The sequence below is a fragment of the Mesorhizobium hunchu genome (assembly GCF_040081975.1).
In the GTDB taxonomy this organism is placed as follows: domain Bacteria; phylum Pseudomonadota; class Alphaproteobacteria; order Rhizobiales; family Rhizobiaceae; genus Mesorhizobium; species Mesorhizobium hunchu.
On record NZ_JBEBMG010000005.1, the window covers coordinates 164,189 to 180,695 of the forward strand.

Sequence of the window (16,507 nt, forward strand, 5' to 3'; positions counted from 1 at the left end):
AAGCAGCGGCTGGCGCTACGAGCTTGTGGTGCGGCTGCGCAAGGCCAGACACTGGCTGATCGCGCGGCTCGCCATGACGATCATGGGTGCGCTGCGGCTCCTGCCGATGGACAGCGCGCTCGATTTCATCGCTGCCGCCGCCAGACGCGTGGGGCCGCTGGTTGGCCGCCATCAGGTGGCGCTGGACAATCTGCGCCACGCCTACCCCGACAAGAGCGCCGAGGAACTTCAGGCCATTGCGCTCGACATGTGGGGCAACATGGCGAGGCTGGCGGCTGAATACGTCTTCCTCGACCAGCTTTTCGACTTCGACCCCAAGGCTGCGCAACCGGGCCGAGTCGAGGTCGCGCCGGAAAGCATCACCCTTTTCGAGCGGATCGCCGGGGAGGAGCGGCCGCATATCCTGTTCACCGGCCATCTCGGCAATTTCGAACTGCTGCCGGTGGCGGCCGCAACCTTCGGCATGGAGATCACCGCCCTGTTCCGTCCGCCGGAGAACCCTTACCTTGCCGATTATGTCCTCACGTCGCGCCGCTCGACGATGGGCGGCCTGCTGCCTTCGTCGAGCGGCGCTTCGTTCGCGCTCGCGGGCATTCTCGACAAGGGCGGCAATGTCGGCGTCCTGGTCGACCAGAAATTCTCGCGCGGCATCGAGACACAATTCTTCGGCAGGCTGTGCCAGAGCAACCCCGTGCTTGCGATGCTTGCCCGGCACTATGAATGCGACGTCTATCCCACGCGCTGCATTAGGCTGCCGAACAACCGCTTCCGGCTGGAGGTGGAAGAGAAGCTGACGCTGCCGCGCGATGCCGGGGGTCATGTCGACATCGCGGCGACCACGCAGCTTCTGGCCGACGTCGTCGAACGATGGGTGCGGGAACACCCCGGCCAATGGATGTGGTTCCACAAGCGCTGGCAGATCAAAGGCCGCGCGCGCCGGGTGCGCGGCGCGCCGTGACCGTCCTCAGGCCGCCTGGCCGATCACTTCGTTGTAGGTGTCGAGATCGACGTAAAAGACGCGAATGATCTCCTTGATCATGTCCTCGTCGTCGTACCCTTGCGATTTCAGGATGTTGATGGCCGTCAGAATGTCGAAGCGCTCGGTGAGACGCTGCTTCTGATAGTCCTCGAAAAATCGTTCCATCTTCCGCCCCCTGCCCGCTTGCGCCCGCTTCGCGGGATCAAGCCGTCGATTGCAGATGGAGCGTAGAAAGGGTCGCTTGCGTGGAACTTGCCTGCGCCGCCGTCCGCCGCTCGATCTGACTGAAACCAGACTCGGAAAAAGCGGCCGACTCACGAGGCCCGGATGGAGGATAACATGCAACCGGCCGCACGCCAGGATCGCGGAAACGACAGGCCGGATCGCGGCACCCGAAATGGCCTACCCGCAACAGTCGGGACAATTCGCGGACGATCGGCGTTTTCGGTCTTGGATCGTATCGCAAGCGGACGCCATAATCGGCGCCATGCTCCGGTTATCGACCACCCTCGCCCTGGCGCTTCTGATGTTTCCCGCATCCGCCGATGCGGGTTTTTCCAACGGGCGGCTGCCGGACGGTGTCTATCATTGCGAAGTCTACCTGCTCGGCGCCTTCCTCAACCTCGGCGACATCACCATCAAGGGGGACGTCTATAGCGGCCCGACCTACGGCGGGTGGACGGTGCAGGGTTACAACTACCAGATGGACGCCAATGGAGAGATAGACTGGCTGGGACCGCTGGGAGGGTTCACGACGGGCGGCAACAGCGTCTCGCTGTCCCAGGCAACGCTGATCGAGGGAAAACCGCCGTCGTTTGACGTCATCATGCGCCAGCCCGACGGCGCCTTCACGGCCGCCACCTGCACGCGCGGCTGATGCTGTCCATCCACCGCCAGTCCGTCCCTTTGGTACAGGTGGCCGGCCGTCCGGTCACAGTCGCAACGTGAAGAAAGCGTAGGCTTCAGCCTTCCAGCACCTCTTTGACCACGGTCGCCAACTGCTTGAGCGAGAACGGCTTCGGCAGGAACCCGAAATGCGCGTCCTCGGGCAGGTTCTTCGCGAAGGCGTCTTCGGCGTAGCCCGAGACGAAGACGAACTTAATGTCCGGTTGCCGCTTGCGCAATTCGCCGAGCAGCGTCGGGCCGTCCATTTCCGGCATGACGACGTCCGACACGACGATGTCGATCTTGCCGTCCAGGGAATCGAACACCTCCAGGGCCTCGACGCCGGAAGAGGCTTCGTGGACGGTGTAACCGCGCGAGGTCAGCGCCCTCATGCCGCCCATCCTGACGGCGTCCTCGTCCTCGACGAGAAGGACGATGGCCGAGCCGGACAGATCCTTGGCGGTCTCCGCGGCCCTGGCGGGCGCCGCGCTTTCCTTCGCGGCGTCCGGCTGGTCGCCGCCGGGCGCACCCGCGGCGGATTCCCCCTGCTTCCTGGCCTCCGCCACATACCGCGGCAGGAAGATGAGGAAGGTCGTGCCCTTGCCGACCTCGGAATCGCAGAAAATGAAGCCGCCGGTCTGCTTGACGATGCCATAGACCATCGACAGGCCGAGACCGGTTCCCTTGCCCACCTCCTTGGTGGTGAAGAACGGCTCGAAAATCTTGCCCAGCACGTCGGGCGCGATGCCGCTGCCGGTATCCGCGACCTCGACAAGCACATAGTCGCCGGGCGTCAGTTCGCGATAGGGATAGCCTCTGCTTTCGTCGACGCCGACATTGCGCGTACGCACCGTGATCTCGCCGCCATCCGGCATGGCGTCACGCGCGTTGACGGCGAGATTGACCACCACTTGCTCGAACTGGCCGATATCGACCTTGACCGGCCACAGGTCGCGGCCGTGCTCGACCTTGAGCTTGATGTCGTTGCCGACGAGCCGCGCCAGAAGCATTCTGAGGTCGGCAAGGACGTCGGTCAGGCTGAGCACTTCCGGGCGCAGCGTCTGCTTGCGCGAGAACGCCAGCAACTGCCTGACCAGCGAGGCCGCCCGGTTCGCGTTCTGCTTGATGTTCATGATGTCCGGGAAGGACGGGTCGGACGGCCGGTGGTTGGTCAGCAGGAGGTCGGACGCCATGATGATGGCGGTGAGCACGTTGTTGAAATCGTGCGCGATGCCGCCGGCGAGTTGCCCGACCGCCTGCATCTTCTGGCTCTGCGCCATCTGGCTCTCGAGTGCCTTCTGCTCCGTGGTGTCGACCGCATAGACGATCGCCGCCTCCTCGGCCCCCTCGCCGGTGCCTTCCGCCACATCGGCGACGGCATTGACGTAGAAGCGCACATGGCGCTCCTCGTTGTTCGGCAAAACCGTGTCGATAGGCGCGATGTCCGCCTGCTGCTGGCGCGCTCTTTCCAGCGCGGCGGCAAATGCCGGGCGGTCGCGTTCGTGGATGACGGTATCCAGCTTGACGCGCCGGTCGAGTGCGTCTCGGTCGACGGCCGAACTGAACAGCGACAGGAACGGCGCATTGGTGCGCAGGATGCGGCCTGCCTGGTCGACGCCCGCGATCGCCATCGGCGTGGAATTGAAGAAGCGGGTGAAGCGCACTTCGGCGGCACGCAGATCGGCGGACGCGTCCTCGCCCTGCGCCCGATTGAGAACGATGGTGCGCGTCGGTCCGCTCAGGCCTTCCCGGCTCGCGGTGACGCGGTGCATGAAGCGCACCGGCAGCGCTTCGCCGTTGGTCTTGGTGAGATCGAGGTCGATGACCGCGTTTCGCGTCGTGCCGGGATCGGCCTTGACCGAGCGGATCAGCGCCATTCCGTCGCCCGCGACGATGTCCGGTAGTTTGACGGCACCCGGCGTGAACGACGCCAGATCGAGGCCGAGCCATTCCGCGAGCGTCGCGTTGATATAGGTGACGCGGCCGTCCTGATCGGCGGCGAAGAAACCGGCCGGCGCATGGTCGAGATGATCGATCGCCTTCTGGAGATCGAGGAAGAAGCGCTCCTGTTCGGCGCGCTCGGACGAAATGTCGGCAAGCTGCCAGGCAAACAACGGTTGCCGCTGTCCGGGAGCATTGAAGGTGCGCGCCCTGGCGCGATACCAGCGCGCTCCAGGCTCAGCGCCCGGACGGATCGCCTGCGCGAGACGGAACTCGCCGTCTCCCGGCTTGCCGTCGCGCAGGCCGGATGCCAGCCGGTAAACCACGGACGATGCTTCCGGCACGTCGGAGAGCAGACCCTCCACTGTCTTCAGATCCGCCGCCGACGTCGCGCCCGTCATGTCCGCGTAGGCTCGGTTGGCGTAGATGACCCGACCCTTGCCATCGGCGACCAGGAGCCCTTGCGACATGGAATCGACGAAGGCCTTCGACAATTCGTCCCCCGTGGAACGCGGCGCGATCTGGATGAAGCCGACGGCCGTGGCGAACAGGAAACCGACCCCGATCATGGCCAGCACGCCGAGCATTCCGAGCAGAAAGGGATCGCCGAAGCGTTCTCGGAAAATGCCGAAGACGATGGCGGCGACCGTCAGGACGACGATGAAGATGATGAGCCGTGTGATGGCGCCGGGCCGCGTGCTCTGATCGACGATCGGAACGGGATAGAAATCGCCGTTCGCTTCCTTGGTCATGGCACCCCTGCTCACGAAATTCGCGCCTGTCTCGGTCCGTTGAATCACATTCTCAATACATGAAAAAGGGCCGGGCTGCATTTGTCCGTGCAAAACGGTGTCATCGATTTGTCCGTCAAATACCGACATCCGGCTCATATTGCGCGATCTTGCCTTGTCGCCGCGCGACGCAACGGTTTACTGTTGGGAAAAATCGGGAAATCGAAGCCGGGGGAACAGGATGCTGGACTGGTTGGATGGCATGGCAGGTCCGGAATACACACGCGCGATTCTGTGGACGCTCGCCGCCCTCGTTCTCCTCGTCCTGGTTCTCCTGGTAATACGGCTGGTGCGGGGTCTGTCCACCGGCACCTACGTCGCCGGCGGCCGGACACGCAAGACACGGCTGTCGGTCATGGACGCGACGGCCGTCGACAGCCACCGCCGGCTGGTTCTGGTCCGGCGCGACGATGTCGAACACCTTCTTCTCATCGGCGGATCGAGCGACCTGGTGGTCGAGCGCGACATCCGGCTGGCAGCACCCCGCAAGCCAGCTTTGACGGCCGGCGCACCGGCGCCTCAACCGCAGAAACCGGCCACCGCTCCGCAGGCCCCGGTCGCCGCACCAGCGCCGCCGCGTTCGTCCTGGCAATCGACGAGCGGCGCCAATGGCGGACCGGCGCGCCATGCGCCTGCCGTGCCGGCTCCCGCCGTCAGCCGATCCCCGCCTCAGGAAGCCTACGATCCGATCGATGATGCGCTGCTGAGCGAATTGGAAGTCTCGCTGGACGACGAGCCAGCCGCCGCGAAGGCATCGCCCTCGCTCGACGACGAAATGGCGAAATTACTCGGCGAACTGTCGCACCAGAAGAAATGACGACAAGAAAATGGCCGGAATAATCCGGCCATCGCAACTTTTCCTCACACAACACTTCAGGACCGTCAATCGTCCCGATAGACACGCTCGCGGCGCTCATGGCGCTCCTGCGCTTCGATCGACAAGGTCGCGATCGGGCGAGCGTCGAGGCGCTTGAGCGATATCGGCTCGCCGGTCTCCTCGCAGTAGCCGTAGGTGCCCTCATCGATCCGCTGCAAGGCCGAATCGATCTTCGCGATCAGCTTGCGCTGGCGGTCGCGGGCGCGCAGTTCGATCGCGCGGTCGGTCTCCGACGATGCCCGGTCGGCGAGGTCAGGATGATTGGCGTTTTCCTGCTGCAGGATCTCAAGCGTCTCGCGCGCTTCGCGCAGGATATCGTTCTTCCACGTTACAAGCTTCTGGCGAAAGTACGACTTCTGCCGTTCGTTCATGAACGGCTCGTCTTCGGAGGGAATGTAATCGGTTGCAACTGTATCGTTCATTCGACTCACCCGACAACCCCTGGAAAGTGGCGCCTATATATTCGCCGCTCAAGGCTGGCACAAGCGCAAATGCCAACTGGGTCACGGATTTGTTAGGCCTTCGTCGCGGCGCTGTCGGCGTCTTCGACGAACGCATTGCGCGGCGCCCCGTTCCGTGGCTAAGTCATTGACCTTAGGTTGCAAAGAGGTTCGGTGAGCACGCTTCTCCTTCTCCGTCACGCGAAAGCAGGCTGGGCGCAGCCGGGAATGCGCGACTTCGACCGCTCACTGGACGCGTCGGGCGTGGAAGACGCGGCGGCGATCGGGAAAGCCATGCACGAAGGCGGCTACGTGCCCGAACTGACCTTGTGCTCGAACGCGCTTCGCTGCCGCGAGACTCTGGAGAACGTGGCCGGATACGCCGACACGGGGCGCGTGCTGTTCCTCGACACCCTCTATACCGAGGATGCGGCCGGCTATCTGTCGATCATTCGCGAGCATGGCGCGGCGAGCAGCCTGCTGGTGATCGGCCACAACCCGATGACCGAGGATCTGGCCCTGGCGCTTGCCGGTTCCGGTCCTGGGGAAACCAGGGAAGCGCTCTCCTACGGGTTTCCAACCGCGGGATTGGCCGCGATCCGCTTCGGCGGCGGACTGGCGCAAGCGGAGCCGGGTACAGGTTTCCTCGAAGCGTTCATGGTTCCCGCCGATCTCTGACGGCATTTCAAAGCCGTCCGCCAAGCCCTATATCAAGCCACTGTCGTCGAAAATCCGCGGGTCGGGAAACACTTGGCATCGTCACTGACTACCTTCTCGGACGAGGCGCGCATCGCGCTCGACACGTTTTCAGGACGGGCGGCCGGTCTGTTCTCGCCGTCGCTGCGGCTCGGCGTCACCGGACTGTCGCGAGCCGGCAAGACCGTGTTCATCTCCGCACTTGTCCACAACCTCGTGCACGGCGGCAGGCTGCCGCTGTTCGAGGCGCAGAAATCCGGCAGGATCGCCCGCGCCTATCTGGAAGAACAGCCTGACGACGCCGTGCCGCGCTTCCAGTACGAGGACCACATCGCCGCGCTGGTGGACGAGCGGGTATGGCCGGACTCCACCCGCGCCATTTCCGAGCTTCGGCTGACCATCGAGTTCGAATCCGCGTCCGCCTGGAACCGCATGTTCTCGGCCGGCAAGCTCTCGGTGGACATCGTCGATTATCCCGGCGAGTGGCTGCTGGACCTGCCGCTGCTCGGTAAGTCCTTCGCGGATTTTTCCCGCGAAGCCACGGAGATGGCCGCGTCGCCGATACGCGCGGACCTTTCGGCGCAATGGCGGACCCTCGCAGCAGCAGCCGCTCCCGACGGCGAGGCCGACGAGATGACGGCACGGCGGCTGGCGGAAAGCTTCGCCGCCTATCTGAAGGCCTGCAAGCTGGACGACCGGGCGCTTTCGACCCTGCCGCCGGGCCGCTTCCTCATGCCGGGCGATCTCGAAGGCTCGCCGGCCCTCACCTTCTCGCCGCTTATCGGCGCAAGCGACGGCAAGGCACGGCCCGGTTCGCTTGGCGCCATGATGGAGCGGCGCTACGAAGCCTACAAGACGCATGTCATCAAGCCGTTCTTCCGCGAGCATGTCGCGCGGCTGGATCGCCAGATCGTTCTGATCGACGCGTTGCAGGCGCTCAACGCCGGCGCCGAGGCGATGGCCGACATGGAACGGGCGGTGACGGAAATCCTCGCCTGCTTCCGGCCGGGGCGCGGCAGTTTTCTCACCGACCTGTTCTCGCGCCGGATCGACCGCATCCTGGTGGCGGCGACCAAGGCGGACCACCTTCACCACGAGAGCCACGATCGCCTGCAGGCGATCGTGCGTCGGCTAGCCGACCGCGCCATCGCCCGCGCGAACTTCACCGGCGCCGAGGTCGACGTCGTCGCCATGGCCGCGGTGCGCGCGACCCGCGAAGGCACGGTCCGGCAAGGCCGGGAAACGCTGCCCGTCATCATCGGCACGCCGATCGCGGGCGAGCGCATCGGCGACGAGACGTTCGACGGCAACACCGAGACCGCGATCTTTCCCGGCGACCTGCCGGCCAAGCCGGGCGATGCCTTCAAGCCGCGCCCCGACGTGGAAAAATCCGATCTTCGGTTCGTCCGCTTCCGTCCGCCGAAGCTTGAAAAAACGGCCGAGGGTGTGACCCTTTCGCTGCCGCATATCCGCCTCGACCGCGCGCTTCAGTTCCTGATCGGAGATCGCCTGGCATGACGCAAGCCCGCAAGCCGGCTTCCTTCCGCATCGAACCGGAAGCACCGGCGCCCGCCAAATCGCCGGAGCGGGCCGGCCGGACCGTTGAACCGGCCAGAAAGCCCCGCTCGCTGAAACCTCCCGTCGTCGTCTCGGCGGCGATCGACGTCTTCGACGAACCCGACATCGTCGTGGCCGAACCGCCGCCGGCGGCCGCGCCGCGCCGGCGCTCCCTGCTCGCCACGGTCTTCTTCAGCGCCTTCGGCGTCCTCCTGTCGCTGGCGATCGGCCTGTGGACGGACAGCCTGATCCGCGCCCTGTTCGAGCGGGCCGAATGGCTGGGCTGGCTGGCCGCCGGCGTGGCCGGCATCGCGGCGCTTGCCCTGCTGGTCATCCTGCTGAGGGAGTTCATCGCCATCAGCCGCCTCGCGGAAGTGGAGAAGATGCAGCGGCGGGCGCTCGACGCCGTCGCCCGCGACGATCCGAAAGCGGCGCGCGCCGTCGTGGACGAACTCTCTTCTTTTGTGGCGGCCAAGCCGCAGACCGCCGCCGGCCGGCGCGCGCTGGCCGATCTCAGCGGCGACATCATCGATGGCGGCAATCTGGTGCGGCTGGCGGAAACCGAAATCCTCGGCCCGCTCGACGCGCAGGCAAAGGTGATGATCCTGGACGCCGCCAAGCGCGTCTCGCTGGTGACGGCGATCAGCCCGCGGGCGCTGGTGGACATAGCCTACGTCGTCTTCGAGGCCGGCCGCCTGATTCGCCGCCTGTCGGAGCTTTACGGCGGCCGTCCCGGCACGCTCGGCTTCTTCCGCCTCGCCCGCAGCGTGCTTGCACATCTCGCCGTGACCGGCTCCATCGCGTTCGGCGACAGCGTCGTCCAGCAGATCGTCGGCCACGGGCTGGCGGCACGGCTTTCGGCCAAGCTCGGCGAAGGTGTCGTCAACGGCATGATGACGGCGCGCATCGGCCTTGCCGCCATGGAGACGACGCGCCCCCTGCCCTTCATCGCCGCCAAGCGCCCCGGAATGGGCGATTTCCTGACCGCCCTGACGTCTTTCGCGAAGGCGAAGGGCGGTTCCGAGACAAGGGCCGACAACTGACGCTTCCTGCGCGCATTTCTTCCCGGTCATCGGGTCAAGTGACGAAGCATTAACCATTCTTCTTCATGGTCGGGCCGGTTCCTTTCAGCGTCGCCGTCACCGGGTTTCCTTGATGAAAAACGTGGTTCTGTCCGCCCTCCTGCCCCTCGCGATCGCAGCGTCTTCGTTGGCCGCAGCGCAGGCGTCCGCCGCGGAGCGCGACAGCCAGTTCTTCCGCTCGGTCGAGGGCAAATGGGCAGGCCCCGGCGAGATCGTCGCCGGCAAATACAAGGGCACGCGCTTCACCTGCAATTTCACCGGCACCACGCCCGGCGACAAGGTGGGCATGACGCTGGACGGCGGCTGCCGGGTCGGCCTGTTCACCCAGCAGATGTCCGCGACGGTGCAGCGCAAGGGCCGTCGCGGCTACACCGGCAGCTTCATGGGTGGTTCTTCCGGAACGGGACTCGACATTATTTCCGGTAATGTGGTCAACGCCCGCAAGGTCGTCTTCGCCATCAACCGCAAGCAGTTGAACGGCGTGATGCAGGCCCGCGTTCCCGACGACAATTCGATGATCGTGACCGTTTCCGTGCGCGTGGCCGACCAGATGGTTCCGGTGATCGGCATGAACCTGAAGCGCGTCGATCCCGTCGAGGTCGGCTCCATCGCCAAGGATTGACCACAGTCGGCCTGGATGCTTGCCTCCTGATCGGCCGCCAATTCCGGCAAGCCGTTTCCGGAGGACTTCATGCGGCGACTTTTCACTTCTCTGATTCTGGTCGGCGTGCTCGCCTCAGGAAGCGCCTTCGCTGACGGCGTCGTCCAGAAATTGATCACCCCCGCCGACCAGAAGAAGCTCGACCATTACGACGAAACGCGCAAATCGGCCGTTGCCGCGGCCCAGGCCGGGAACCCCTCCGAGGTTCAAGACCTCAACGCGGTGCTGGCGCGCCCGCTGGTCGCCTTCTCCGACAAGGATCTCACCGGCTCCTGGAAATGCCGGACCTTCAAGCTGGACACCGGCCTGCCGCTGATCGTCTATCCCTGGTTCAAATGCGAAGTGACGGACGACGGCTCCGGCTGGATGCTGAAAAAGACCACCGGCTCGCAGCGCACGACGGGCCGTCTCTACGACGATGGCGAGAAGCGCGCGATCTACCTCGGCGAATTGTCGTTCAACGACGATCCGGCAGGACGTTATGGCAGCGACCCGAAGAACGATCAGGCCGGCTATGCCTTCCGCACCGGCGCGGACGGCTGGCGCATCGAGTTTCCGGATCCCTACTACGAATCCAGAATGGATATTCTCGAACTGAAGCGCTGACCGGCCGGAATACCCCAGTCGGCTGAAGCCGACTTCGATGGGGCAGTTTGCGACATTATGCTGCGTCGCTTTTGAAGGCCCATGCGTCGTCCCATGAGAAGCGGGCCTCCCAAGCTTGCGGCAATGCTCGAAACCAAGAGGAGTTCACCAAACATGGCCGACCTGATCATCGTCTACTGGCGCGACATCCCGGCCCAGGTCACCGTCAAGCGGGGCCGGCTGAATGCCAAGCGCGAACTGTCGTTGCGCTTCACCGAAGCGATCGACATGGCGGCAATGCGGTCCGGGGCAGCCGCCACCGACGATTACCTCGCCGAATGGCGACGCGCCGACCCGGTACCCGTCGGCGACGACCTGGAAGCCGAAGCCGACAAGGCGGTGAGCGAACTCGAAGCGGCGTACGACCGGGACCGGCTGGTCGCTCTCGCCAAGGCAGGCGGCAAGGAAGATGTCTGATACCCAGCCGAAATCCACCACCGCCGCCGGGCCAGCCAGTTCGGCGAAAGAGGTTTTGCCGCCATCGGCCACCGCCGGCACGACGCAGGCAAGCGTCGTCAAGAAGACGGCGCCGAAATCGGACTACAAGCCGGCCGACGTGTCGCCGCAGCGGCGCGTGCAGCGCTCCTATTCGGTACGGTTGTGGTCGATCCGGCATTCACGCCTGCTCGAATGGTTCTATGCGCGCTTCGCCGACGCTTTCCTGATGCTTCACCCGCTGTGGAAAGGCATCGGCTACGGTCGCGTCGAAGCGCCGGTCAAGTTCGTCGAGAAGCGGGTCAAGGGCTTCATGTTCGACTGCCGCATGTGCGGCCAGTGCGTGCTGTCCTCGACCGGCATGTCGTGCCCGATGAACTGCCCCAAGCAGTTGCGCAACGGTCCGTGCGGCGGCGTGCGGGCAAACGGAAACTGCGAGGTCGAACCCGACATGCCCTGCGTATGGGTCAAGGCATGGGAAGGCTCGCGCAACATGGCCAAGGGCGACGCCATCCTGAATGTGCAGAAACCCGTCGACCAGTCGCTGCGCGAAACCTCCGCCTGGCTGCGGGTAACCGCGCAGGCTGCAGCCGCGCGCGAAGCGCCAAAAGCCGGGGCATCGGCATGAACACGCCCCGCCCCCCGCAGATAGACGAAAATCCGGCAGGCATAGAGCTTCCGCTGGAATCCCTACCCGGCCACACCTCGCGCGGCCGGCTGGAGCGGGTGCTGCGGCGCGGTGAGTTCGCGGTAACGACCGAACTGAACCCGCCCGACAGCGCCGACCCGGAAGACGTCTACAACCGCGCCAGGATTTTCGATGGCTGGGTGGACGGCATCAACGCCGTCGATGCCTCCGGCGCCAACTGCCACATGTCGTCGGTCGGCATCTGCGCGCTGCTGACGCGCATGGGCTACGCGCCCATCATGCAGATCGCCTGCCGCGACAAGAACCGCATCGCCATCCAGGGCGACGTGCTGGGCGGCGCCGCGATGGGCGTGGCCAACATATTGTGCCTGACAGGCGACGGCGTGCAGGCGGGCGACCAGCCCGGCGCCAAGCCGGTGTTCGACCTCGATTCCATGTCGCTGCTCGAAACCGTCCGCATCATGCGCGACAACGGTAAATTCCTGTCGGGCCGCAAGCTGACGACGCCGCCGCAGCTCTTTCTCGGCGCCGCCGTCAACCCCTTCGCGCCGCCGCATGATTTCCGCCCCGTCCACCTCGGCAAGAAGATCGCGGCGGGCGCGCAGTTCGTGCAGACTCAATATTGCTTCGACGTACCGATGTTCAAAGCCTTCATGGACAGGGCGCGCGATCTCGGTCATCTCGAAAAGGTGTTTCTGCTTGTCGGCGTCGGCCCGCTGGCTTCGGCCAAGACAGCGAAATGGATCCGCTCAAACGTTCCCGGCATCCATATCCCCGATGCCGTCATCAAGCGGCTGGAGGGCGCCGAGGACCAGAAGGCCGAGGGCAAAAGGCTCTGCATCGACATCATCAACGAGGTGAAGGAAATTCCCGGCGTTTCCGGCGTGCACGTCATGGCCTACCGGCAGGAGGAATACGTCGCCGAGATCGTCGATGAATCGGGCGTGCTGAAAGGCCGCCGGCCTTGGAAGCGCGAGATGCGCCCGGACGACGCGCTGGTGGCCGAGCGCCTCGGCCGCATCCTGCACGACAACATCACCGAAACCCAGGTGGACATGGTCAAGACCGCCCATTGAAACCAATCAGATAACGATATAAAGAAATCTTTATATCACTAGGAGACCTTCATGACCCGGACAATCGTCGCCTCGGCGACCCGCGAAATCGTCATCGGCTTCGACCAGCCCTTCTGCGTGATCGGCGAGCGCATCAACCCGACCGGCCGCAAGAAGCTTGCCGCCGAGATGGTCGAGGGCAACTTCGAGACGGTAAAGAAGGATGCGCTGGAGCAGGCCGCGGCCGGCGCCACCATGCTCGACGTCAATGCCGGCGTCACCGCCGTCGATCCCAACGCGACCGAACCAGCCCTGCTGGTCCAGACGCTGGAGATCGTCCAGGGTCTCGTCGACCTGCCGCTTTCCATCGACTCCTCGGTTTCCGGCGCCATCGAGGCGGCGTTGAAGGTCGCCAAGGGCCGCCCGCTGGTGAACTCCGTGACCGGCGAGGAGGAGAAGCTTGAAGCGATCCTGCCGCTGGTGAAGAAGTACGATGTTCCCGTGGTTGCCATCTCCAACGACGAGACCGGCATCTCGATGGACCCGGACGTGCGCTTCGCCGTGGCCAAGAAGATCGTCGAGCGCTGCGCCGACTTCGGCATCCCCGCGCACGACGTGGTGGTCGATCCGCTGGTCATGCCGATCGGGGCGTTGGGCGACGCCGGCCGGCAGGTCTTCGCGCTGCTGCGACGCCTGCGCGAGGAACTGAAGGTCAACACGACCTGCGGCCTGTCCAATATCTCCTTCGGCCTGCCGCACCGCCACGGCATCAACGCCGCCTTCATACCGATGGTGATCGGCGCCGGCATGACCTCGGCCATCATGAATCCCTGCCGGCCGCAGGAGATGGAGGCCGTGCGCGGCGCCAACGTGCTCGCCGGCACCGACAAGGACTGCATGACCTGGATCAAGACCTACAAGGACTTCAAGCCGGGCGAGCACGCCGCCCCGCCGCCGGTAGCGGTGGTGTCGCCGAACGCCGAAGGCGGCGCGGCTGCGGGCGGCCGTCGTCGCGGCGGCCGCGAGGCGAGGATGGCGAGGGGGTAGAGGACTATTGTGCGTCCTTCGAGGCTCGCCCGCTCAACACTACGCCAAACCCTCCGGCGTGAGCGGAGGCTCGCACCTCAGGATGAGGGCGGCATAGCGCCGACCTTCCTCATCCTGAGGTGCGAGCGGAGCGAGCCTCGAAGGACGCACCCCCTACTTGCCCACGAGATGCCCCCGCCGCGAAAGCGCCGGCAGGCTTTCATAGGCAAGCGTGATGAGCGCTTCTTTCTTGCGCCGCGACCAACCCTTGATCTGCCGCTCACGCGCAATGGCATCGGTAATCCGGTCGTAGCTTTCGGTGAAGACAAGGACGACGGGGCGACGGCGTGCCGTGTAGCTATCGCTGGGGAGATTGTTGTGCTCCCAGACTCTCGCCTCGATTTCCTGTTTGGTCGAACCGACATAATAGCTGCCGTCGACGCAACGAAGCATGTAAACCGTCATCTCAAATTGCATTCGGTGCGTCCTTCGAGGCTCGCTTCGCTCGCACCTCAGGATGAGGAACGTCGGTGTCGTTCGTCCCGAATTTCAAAGCATTGTCGCCAGCATATCACAGCTTCCAGGCTTCTCAGAACTTGGCATCCGAACAGCAGCACCCACCCCCCTCATTCTGAGGTGCGAGCGAAGCGAGCCTCGAAGGACACACCACTGTCATGAACGCTCCCGTAAACCAGACCGATCCCCTCGTGCTCTTCATGCCCTCCGGCAAGCGCGGGCGCTTTCCGGTCGGCACGCCGATCCTCGACGCCGCGCGCCAGCTCGGCGTCTACGTCGAGTCGGTATGCGGCGGGCGCGCGACGTGCGGCCGCTGCCAGATCGAGGTTCAGGAAGGCAATTTCGCCAAGCACAAGATCGTCTCCTCGCTCGACCACATCTCGCCCAAGGGGCCGAAGGAAGAGCGCTACGAGCGCGTGCGCGGCTTGGCCGACGGGCGCCGGCTGTCGTGTTCGGCAACCATCCAGGGCGATCTCGTCGTCGACGTGCCGCAGGACACGGTCATCAACGCCCAGACCATCCGCAAGGCCGCGACCGACCGCGTCATCGAGCGCAACCCCGCCATCCAGATGTGCTATGTCGAGGTAGACGAGCCCGACATGCACAAGCCGCTGGGCGACCTCGACCGGCTAAAGGCCGTGCTCGCCAAAGACTGGGGCTGGAAGGACCTGCGCGTCGCCCAGCACATCATTCCGGACGTCCAGAAGATCCTGCGCAAGGAGAACTGGGCCGTCACCGCCGCCATCCACAAGGACATGGAATTCTCGCGGCCCACGGTGCTTGCGCTCTATCCCGGCCTCAAGAACGAAGCCTACGGCATCGCCTGCGACATCGGCTCGACCACCATCGCCATGCATCTGGTGTCGCTGCTGTCGGGCCGCATCGTGGCGTCGGCCGGCGCGCCGAACCCGCAGATCCGCTTCGGCGAGGACGTGATGAGCCGCGTCTCCTACGTGATGATGAACCCGGACGGGCGCGAGGCGATGACCGGCGCCGTGCGCGAGGCCGTGAACGGACTGATCGGCAAGGTTTGCGCCGAGGGCGGCGTCGACCGCAACGACATCTTCGACAGCGTCTTTGTCTGCAATCCGATCATGCATCATCTGTTCCTCGGCATCGATCCCACCGAGCTTGGACAGGCGCCCTTCGCGCTCGCCGTCTCGGGCGCCGTTCAGGGCTGGACGCATGATATCGGCATCGACGTCAACCGCGGCGCGCGCTTCTATCTGCTGCCCTGCATCGCTGGCCACGTCGGCGCCGACGCCGCCGGCGCCACCCTGTCGGAAGGCCCCTACCGGCAGGACAAGATGATGCTCTTGGTCGATGTCGGCACCAATGCCGAGATCGTGCTGGGCAACGACAAGCATGTCGTCGCCGCCTCCTCGCCGACCGGCCCCGCCTTCGAGGGCGCGGAGATCTCCTCGGGTCAGCGCGCCGCGCCCGGCGCCATCGAGCGCGTGCGGATCGATCCGGAGACGCTGGAGCCGAAATACCGCATCATCGGCGTCGACAAATGGTCCGACGAGGACGGCTTCGAGGAAGCCGCCAAGGCCACCGGCGTCACCGGCATCTGCGGTTCGGCCATCATCGAGGTCGTGGCGGAGATGTACCTGACCGGCATCATCTCGGAAGACGGGGTGATCGACGGCGCGCTGGCCGAACGCTCGCCGCGCATCTTCCAGAACGGGCGCACCTTTTCCTACCTGCTGCGCGAAAGCCAGGACGGCGGCCCCCGCATCACCGTGATCCAGAACGACATCCGCGCCATCCAGCTCGCCAAGGCGGCCCTCTATGCGGGCACCAAGCTGCTGATGGACAAGCAGGGCGTGACCACGGTCGACACCATCCGCTTCGCCGGCGCCTTCGGGTCCTTCATCGATCCGAAATATGCCATGGTGCTCGGCCTCATTCCCGATTGCGAGCTTTCGGAGGTCAAGGCGGTCGGTAATGCCGCAGGCACCGGCGCGCTGATGGCACTGCTCAACCGCGACCACCGCCGCGAGATCGAACAGGAAGTGTCGAGGATCGAGAAGATCGAGACGGCGCTGGAGCCCGACTTCCAGCAGCTCTTCATCAACGCCATGGCGTTGCCCAACAAGGTGGATGCCTTCCCGAAACTGGCCGAACAGGTGAAGCTGCCGCCGCGCAAGGTCCTGGAGGCGAGCGCGGATGGCGAAGCCGGACCGCGCCGCCGTTCGCGCGAGGAACGGGCCGCGAGACGGGGAAGAACCTGACACGGTCCTAACGTCGAGCTGAAGCAAGACAATCCTCA

General features: G+C 65.0%; 17 protein-coding genes. 13 read left to right on the top strand and 4 right to left on the bottom strand.

Annotation, left to right across the window (positions count from 1 at the left end):
- The first annotated feature begins 25 nt into the window (after positions 1–25).
- Complete coding sequence (locus ABMA46_RS11195; protein WP_425475730.1) at positions 26–958, top strand: lipid A biosynthesis lauroyl acyltransferase; 933 nt, start codon at positions 26–28, stop codon at positions 956–958.
- A gap of 6 nt (positions 959–964) precedes the next feature.
- Here the strand turns inward: ABMA46_RS11195 and ABMA46_RS11200 are convergent, their stop codons facing one another.
- Positions 965–1,144: a hypothetical protein gene (locus tag ABMA46_RS11200; RefSeq protein WP_348999432.1), complete on the bottom strand. Its 180-nt coding sequence runs from the start codon at positions 1,142–1,144 to the stop codon at positions 965–967.
- Between the two features lie 322 nt (positions 1,145–1,466).
- Between ABMA46_RS11200 and ABMA46_RS11205 the strand changes: the two genes are divergently transcribed.
- Positions 1,467–1,856, top strand: a complete 390-nt coding sequence (locus ABMA46_RS11205; RefSeq protein ID WP_348999433.1) for a hypothetical protein — start codon at positions 1,467–1,469, stop codon at positions 1,854–1,856.
- Between the two features lie 85 nt (positions 1,857–1,941).
- Here ABMA46_RS11205 and cckA read toward each other — a convergent pair whose 3' ends face one another.
- The gene (gene cckA / locus ABMA46_RS11210) at positions 1,942–4,557 is read right to left on the bottom strand and encodes a cell cycle histidine kinase CckA (RefSeq protein ID WP_348999434.1); all 2,616 of its coding nucleotides are present in this window, start codon (positions 4,555–4,557) and stop codon (positions 1,942–1,944) included.
- A 220-nt stretch (positions 4,558–4,777) separates the two neighbouring features.
- On the opposite strand from cckA, the gene ABMA46_RS11215 reads away from it, so the two are divergent.
- Entirely contained in the window at positions 4,778–5,413 is a 636-nt protein-coding gene (locus tag ABMA46_RS11215; RefSeq protein ID WP_348999435.1) for a hypothetical protein, read from the top strand.
- 65 nt (positions 5,414–5,478) lie between these two features.
- Here the strand turns inward: ABMA46_RS11215 and dksA are convergent, their stop codons facing one another.
- Positions 5,479–5,895: an RNA polymerase-binding protein DksA gene (gene dksA / locus ABMA46_RS11220; protein WP_348999436.1), complete on the bottom strand. Its 417-nt coding sequence runs from the start codon at positions 5,893–5,895 to the stop codon at positions 5,479–5,481.
- Positions 5,896–6,087: 192 nt separating this feature from the next.
- On the opposite strand from dksA, the gene ABMA46_RS11225 reads away from it, so the two are divergent.
- The 9 genes from ABMA46_RS11225 (at position 6,088) to ABMA46_RS11265 (ending at position 13,740) form a co-directional block, all read left to right on the top strand.
- Positions 6,088–6,591: a SixA phosphatase family protein gene (locus tag ABMA46_RS11225; protein WP_348999437.1), complete on the top strand. Its 504-nt coding sequence runs from the start codon at positions 6,088–6,090 to the stop codon at positions 6,589–6,591.
- 72 nt (positions 6,592–6,663) lie between these two features.
- On the top strand, positions 6,664–8,127 hold the full coding sequence (locus ABMA46_RS11230) for a YcjX family GTP-binding protein (protein ID WP_348999438.1): 1,464 nt from the start codon (positions 6,664–6,666) through the stop codon (positions 8,125–8,127).
- Positions 8,124–9,209 carry a YcjF family protein gene (locus ABMA46_RS11235; protein ID WP_348999439.1) on the top strand — a complete coding sequence of 362 codons (1,086 nt, stop codon included), beginning with the start codon at positions 8,124–8,126 and terminating at the stop codon, positions 9,207–9,209. Before ABMA46_RS11230 ends, ABMA46_RS11235 begins: the two co-directional genes overlap by 4 nt.
- A 112-nt stretch (positions 9,210–9,321) precedes the next feature.
- Positions 9,322–9,870 (top strand): hypothetical protein, encoded by a 549-nt coding sequence (locus ABMA46_RS11240; protein WP_348999440.1) that lies wholly within the window; start codon positions 9,322–9,324, stop codon positions 9,868–9,870.
- 69 nt (positions 9,871–9,939) lie between these two features.
- A complete protein-coding gene (locus ABMA46_RS11245; protein ID WP_348999441.1) occupies positions 9,940–10,515 on the top strand; it encodes a DUF4893 domain-containing protein in 576 nt (191 codons plus the stop codon).
- 153 nt (positions 10,516–10,668) lie between these two features.
- The gene (locus tag ABMA46_RS11250) at positions 10,669–10,971 is read left to right on the top strand and encodes a virulence factor (protein WP_348999442.1); all 303 of its coding nucleotides are present in this window, start codon (positions 10,669–10,671) and stop codon (positions 10,969–10,971) included.
- Positions 10,964–11,617, top strand: a complete 654-nt coding sequence (locus ABMA46_RS11255) for a methylenetetrahydrofolate reductase C-terminal domain-containing protein (RefSeq protein WP_348999443.1) — start codon at positions 10,964–10,966, stop codon at positions 11,615–11,617. The genes ABMA46_RS11250 and ABMA46_RS11255 overlap by 8 nt, the downstream gene beginning before the upstream one ends.
- A complete protein-coding gene (locus ABMA46_RS11260; protein WP_348999444.1) occupies positions 11,614–12,714 on the top strand; it encodes a methylenetetrahydrofolate reductase in 1,101 nt (366 codons plus the stop codon). Before ABMA46_RS11255 ends, ABMA46_RS11260 begins: the two co-directional genes overlap by 4 nt.
- Positions 12,715–12,765: 51 nt before the next feature.
- The gene (locus ABMA46_RS11265) at positions 12,766–13,740 is read left to right on the top strand and encodes a methyltetrahydrofolate cobalamin methyltransferase (RefSeq protein WP_348999445.1); all 975 of its coding nucleotides are present in this window, start codon (positions 12,766–12,768) and stop codon (positions 13,738–13,740) included.
- 153 nt (positions 13,741–13,893) lie between these two features.
- Here the strand turns inward: ABMA46_RS11265 and ABMA46_RS11270 are convergent, their stop codons facing one another.
- Entirely contained in the window at positions 13,894–14,196 is a 303-nt protein-coding gene (locus tag ABMA46_RS11270; RefSeq protein ID WP_348999446.1) for a GIY-YIG nuclease family protein, read from the bottom strand.
- Positions 14,197–14,393: 197 nt separating this feature from the next.
- Between ABMA46_RS11270 and ABMA46_RS11275 the strand changes: the two genes are divergently transcribed.
- Positions 14,394–16,469: an ASKHA domain-containing protein gene (locus tag ABMA46_RS11275; RefSeq protein ID WP_348999447.1), complete on the top strand. Its 2,076-nt coding sequence runs from the start codon at positions 14,394–14,396 to the stop codon at positions 16,467–16,469.
- Positions 16,470–16,507 lie beyond the last annotated feature (38 nt).

Coding starts and splice junctions, on each gene's coding strand:
- ABMA46_RS11200 (WP_348999432.1), bottom strand. CDS start 1,144: ATGGAACGATTTTTCGAGGACTATCAGAAGCAGCGTCTCACCGAGCGC.
- ABMA46_RS11215 (WP_348999435.1), top strand. CDS start 4,778: ATGCTGGACTGGTTGGATGGCATGGCAGGTCCGGAATACACACGCGCG.
- ABMA46_RS11235 (WP_348999439.1), top strand. CDS start 8,124: ATGACGCAAGCCCGCAAGCCGGCTTCCTTCCGCATCGAACCGGAAGCA.
- ABMA46_RS11270 (WP_348999446.1), bottom strand. CDS start 14,196: ATGCAATTTGAGATGACGGTTTACATGCTTCGTTGCGTCGACGGCAGC.
- ABMA46_RS11245 (WP_348999441.1), top strand. CDS start 9,940: ATGCGGCGACTTTTCACTTCTCTGATTCTGGTCGGCGTGCTCGCCTCA.
- ABMA46_RS11205 (WP_348999433.1), top strand. CDS start 1,467: ATGCTCCGGTTATCGACCACCCTCGCCCTGGCGCTTCTGATGTTTCCC.
- ABMA46_RS11265 (WP_348999445.1), top strand. CDS start 12,766: ATGACCCGGACAATCGTCGCCTCGGCGACCCGCGAAATCGTCATCGGC.
- dksA (WP_348999436.1), bottom strand. CDS start 5,895: ATGAACGATACAGTTGCAACCGATTACATTCCCTCCGAAGACGAGCCG.
- ABMA46_RS11240 (WP_348999440.1), top strand. CDS start 9,322: ATGAAAAACGTGGTTCTGTCCGCCCTCCTGCCCCTCGCGATCGCAGCG.
- ABMA46_RS11275 (WP_348999447.1), top strand. CDS start 14,394: ATGAACGCTCCCGTAAACCAGACCGATCCCCTCGTGCTCTTCATGCCC.
- cckA (WP_348999434.1), bottom strand. CDS start 4,557: ATGACCAAGGAAGCGAACGGCGATTTCTATCCCGTTCCGATCGTCGAT.
- ABMA46_RS11250 (WP_348999442.1), top strand. CDS start 10,669: ATGGCCGACCTGATCATCGTCTACTGGCGCGACATCCCGGCCCAGGTC.
- ABMA46_RS11255 (WP_348999443.1), top strand. CDS start 10,964: ATGTCTGATACCCAGCCGAAATCCACCACCGCCGCCGGGCCAGCCAGT.
- ABMA46_RS11260 (WP_348999444.1), top strand. CDS start 11,614: ATGAACACGCCCCGCCCCCCGCAGATAGACGAAAATCCGGCAGGCATA.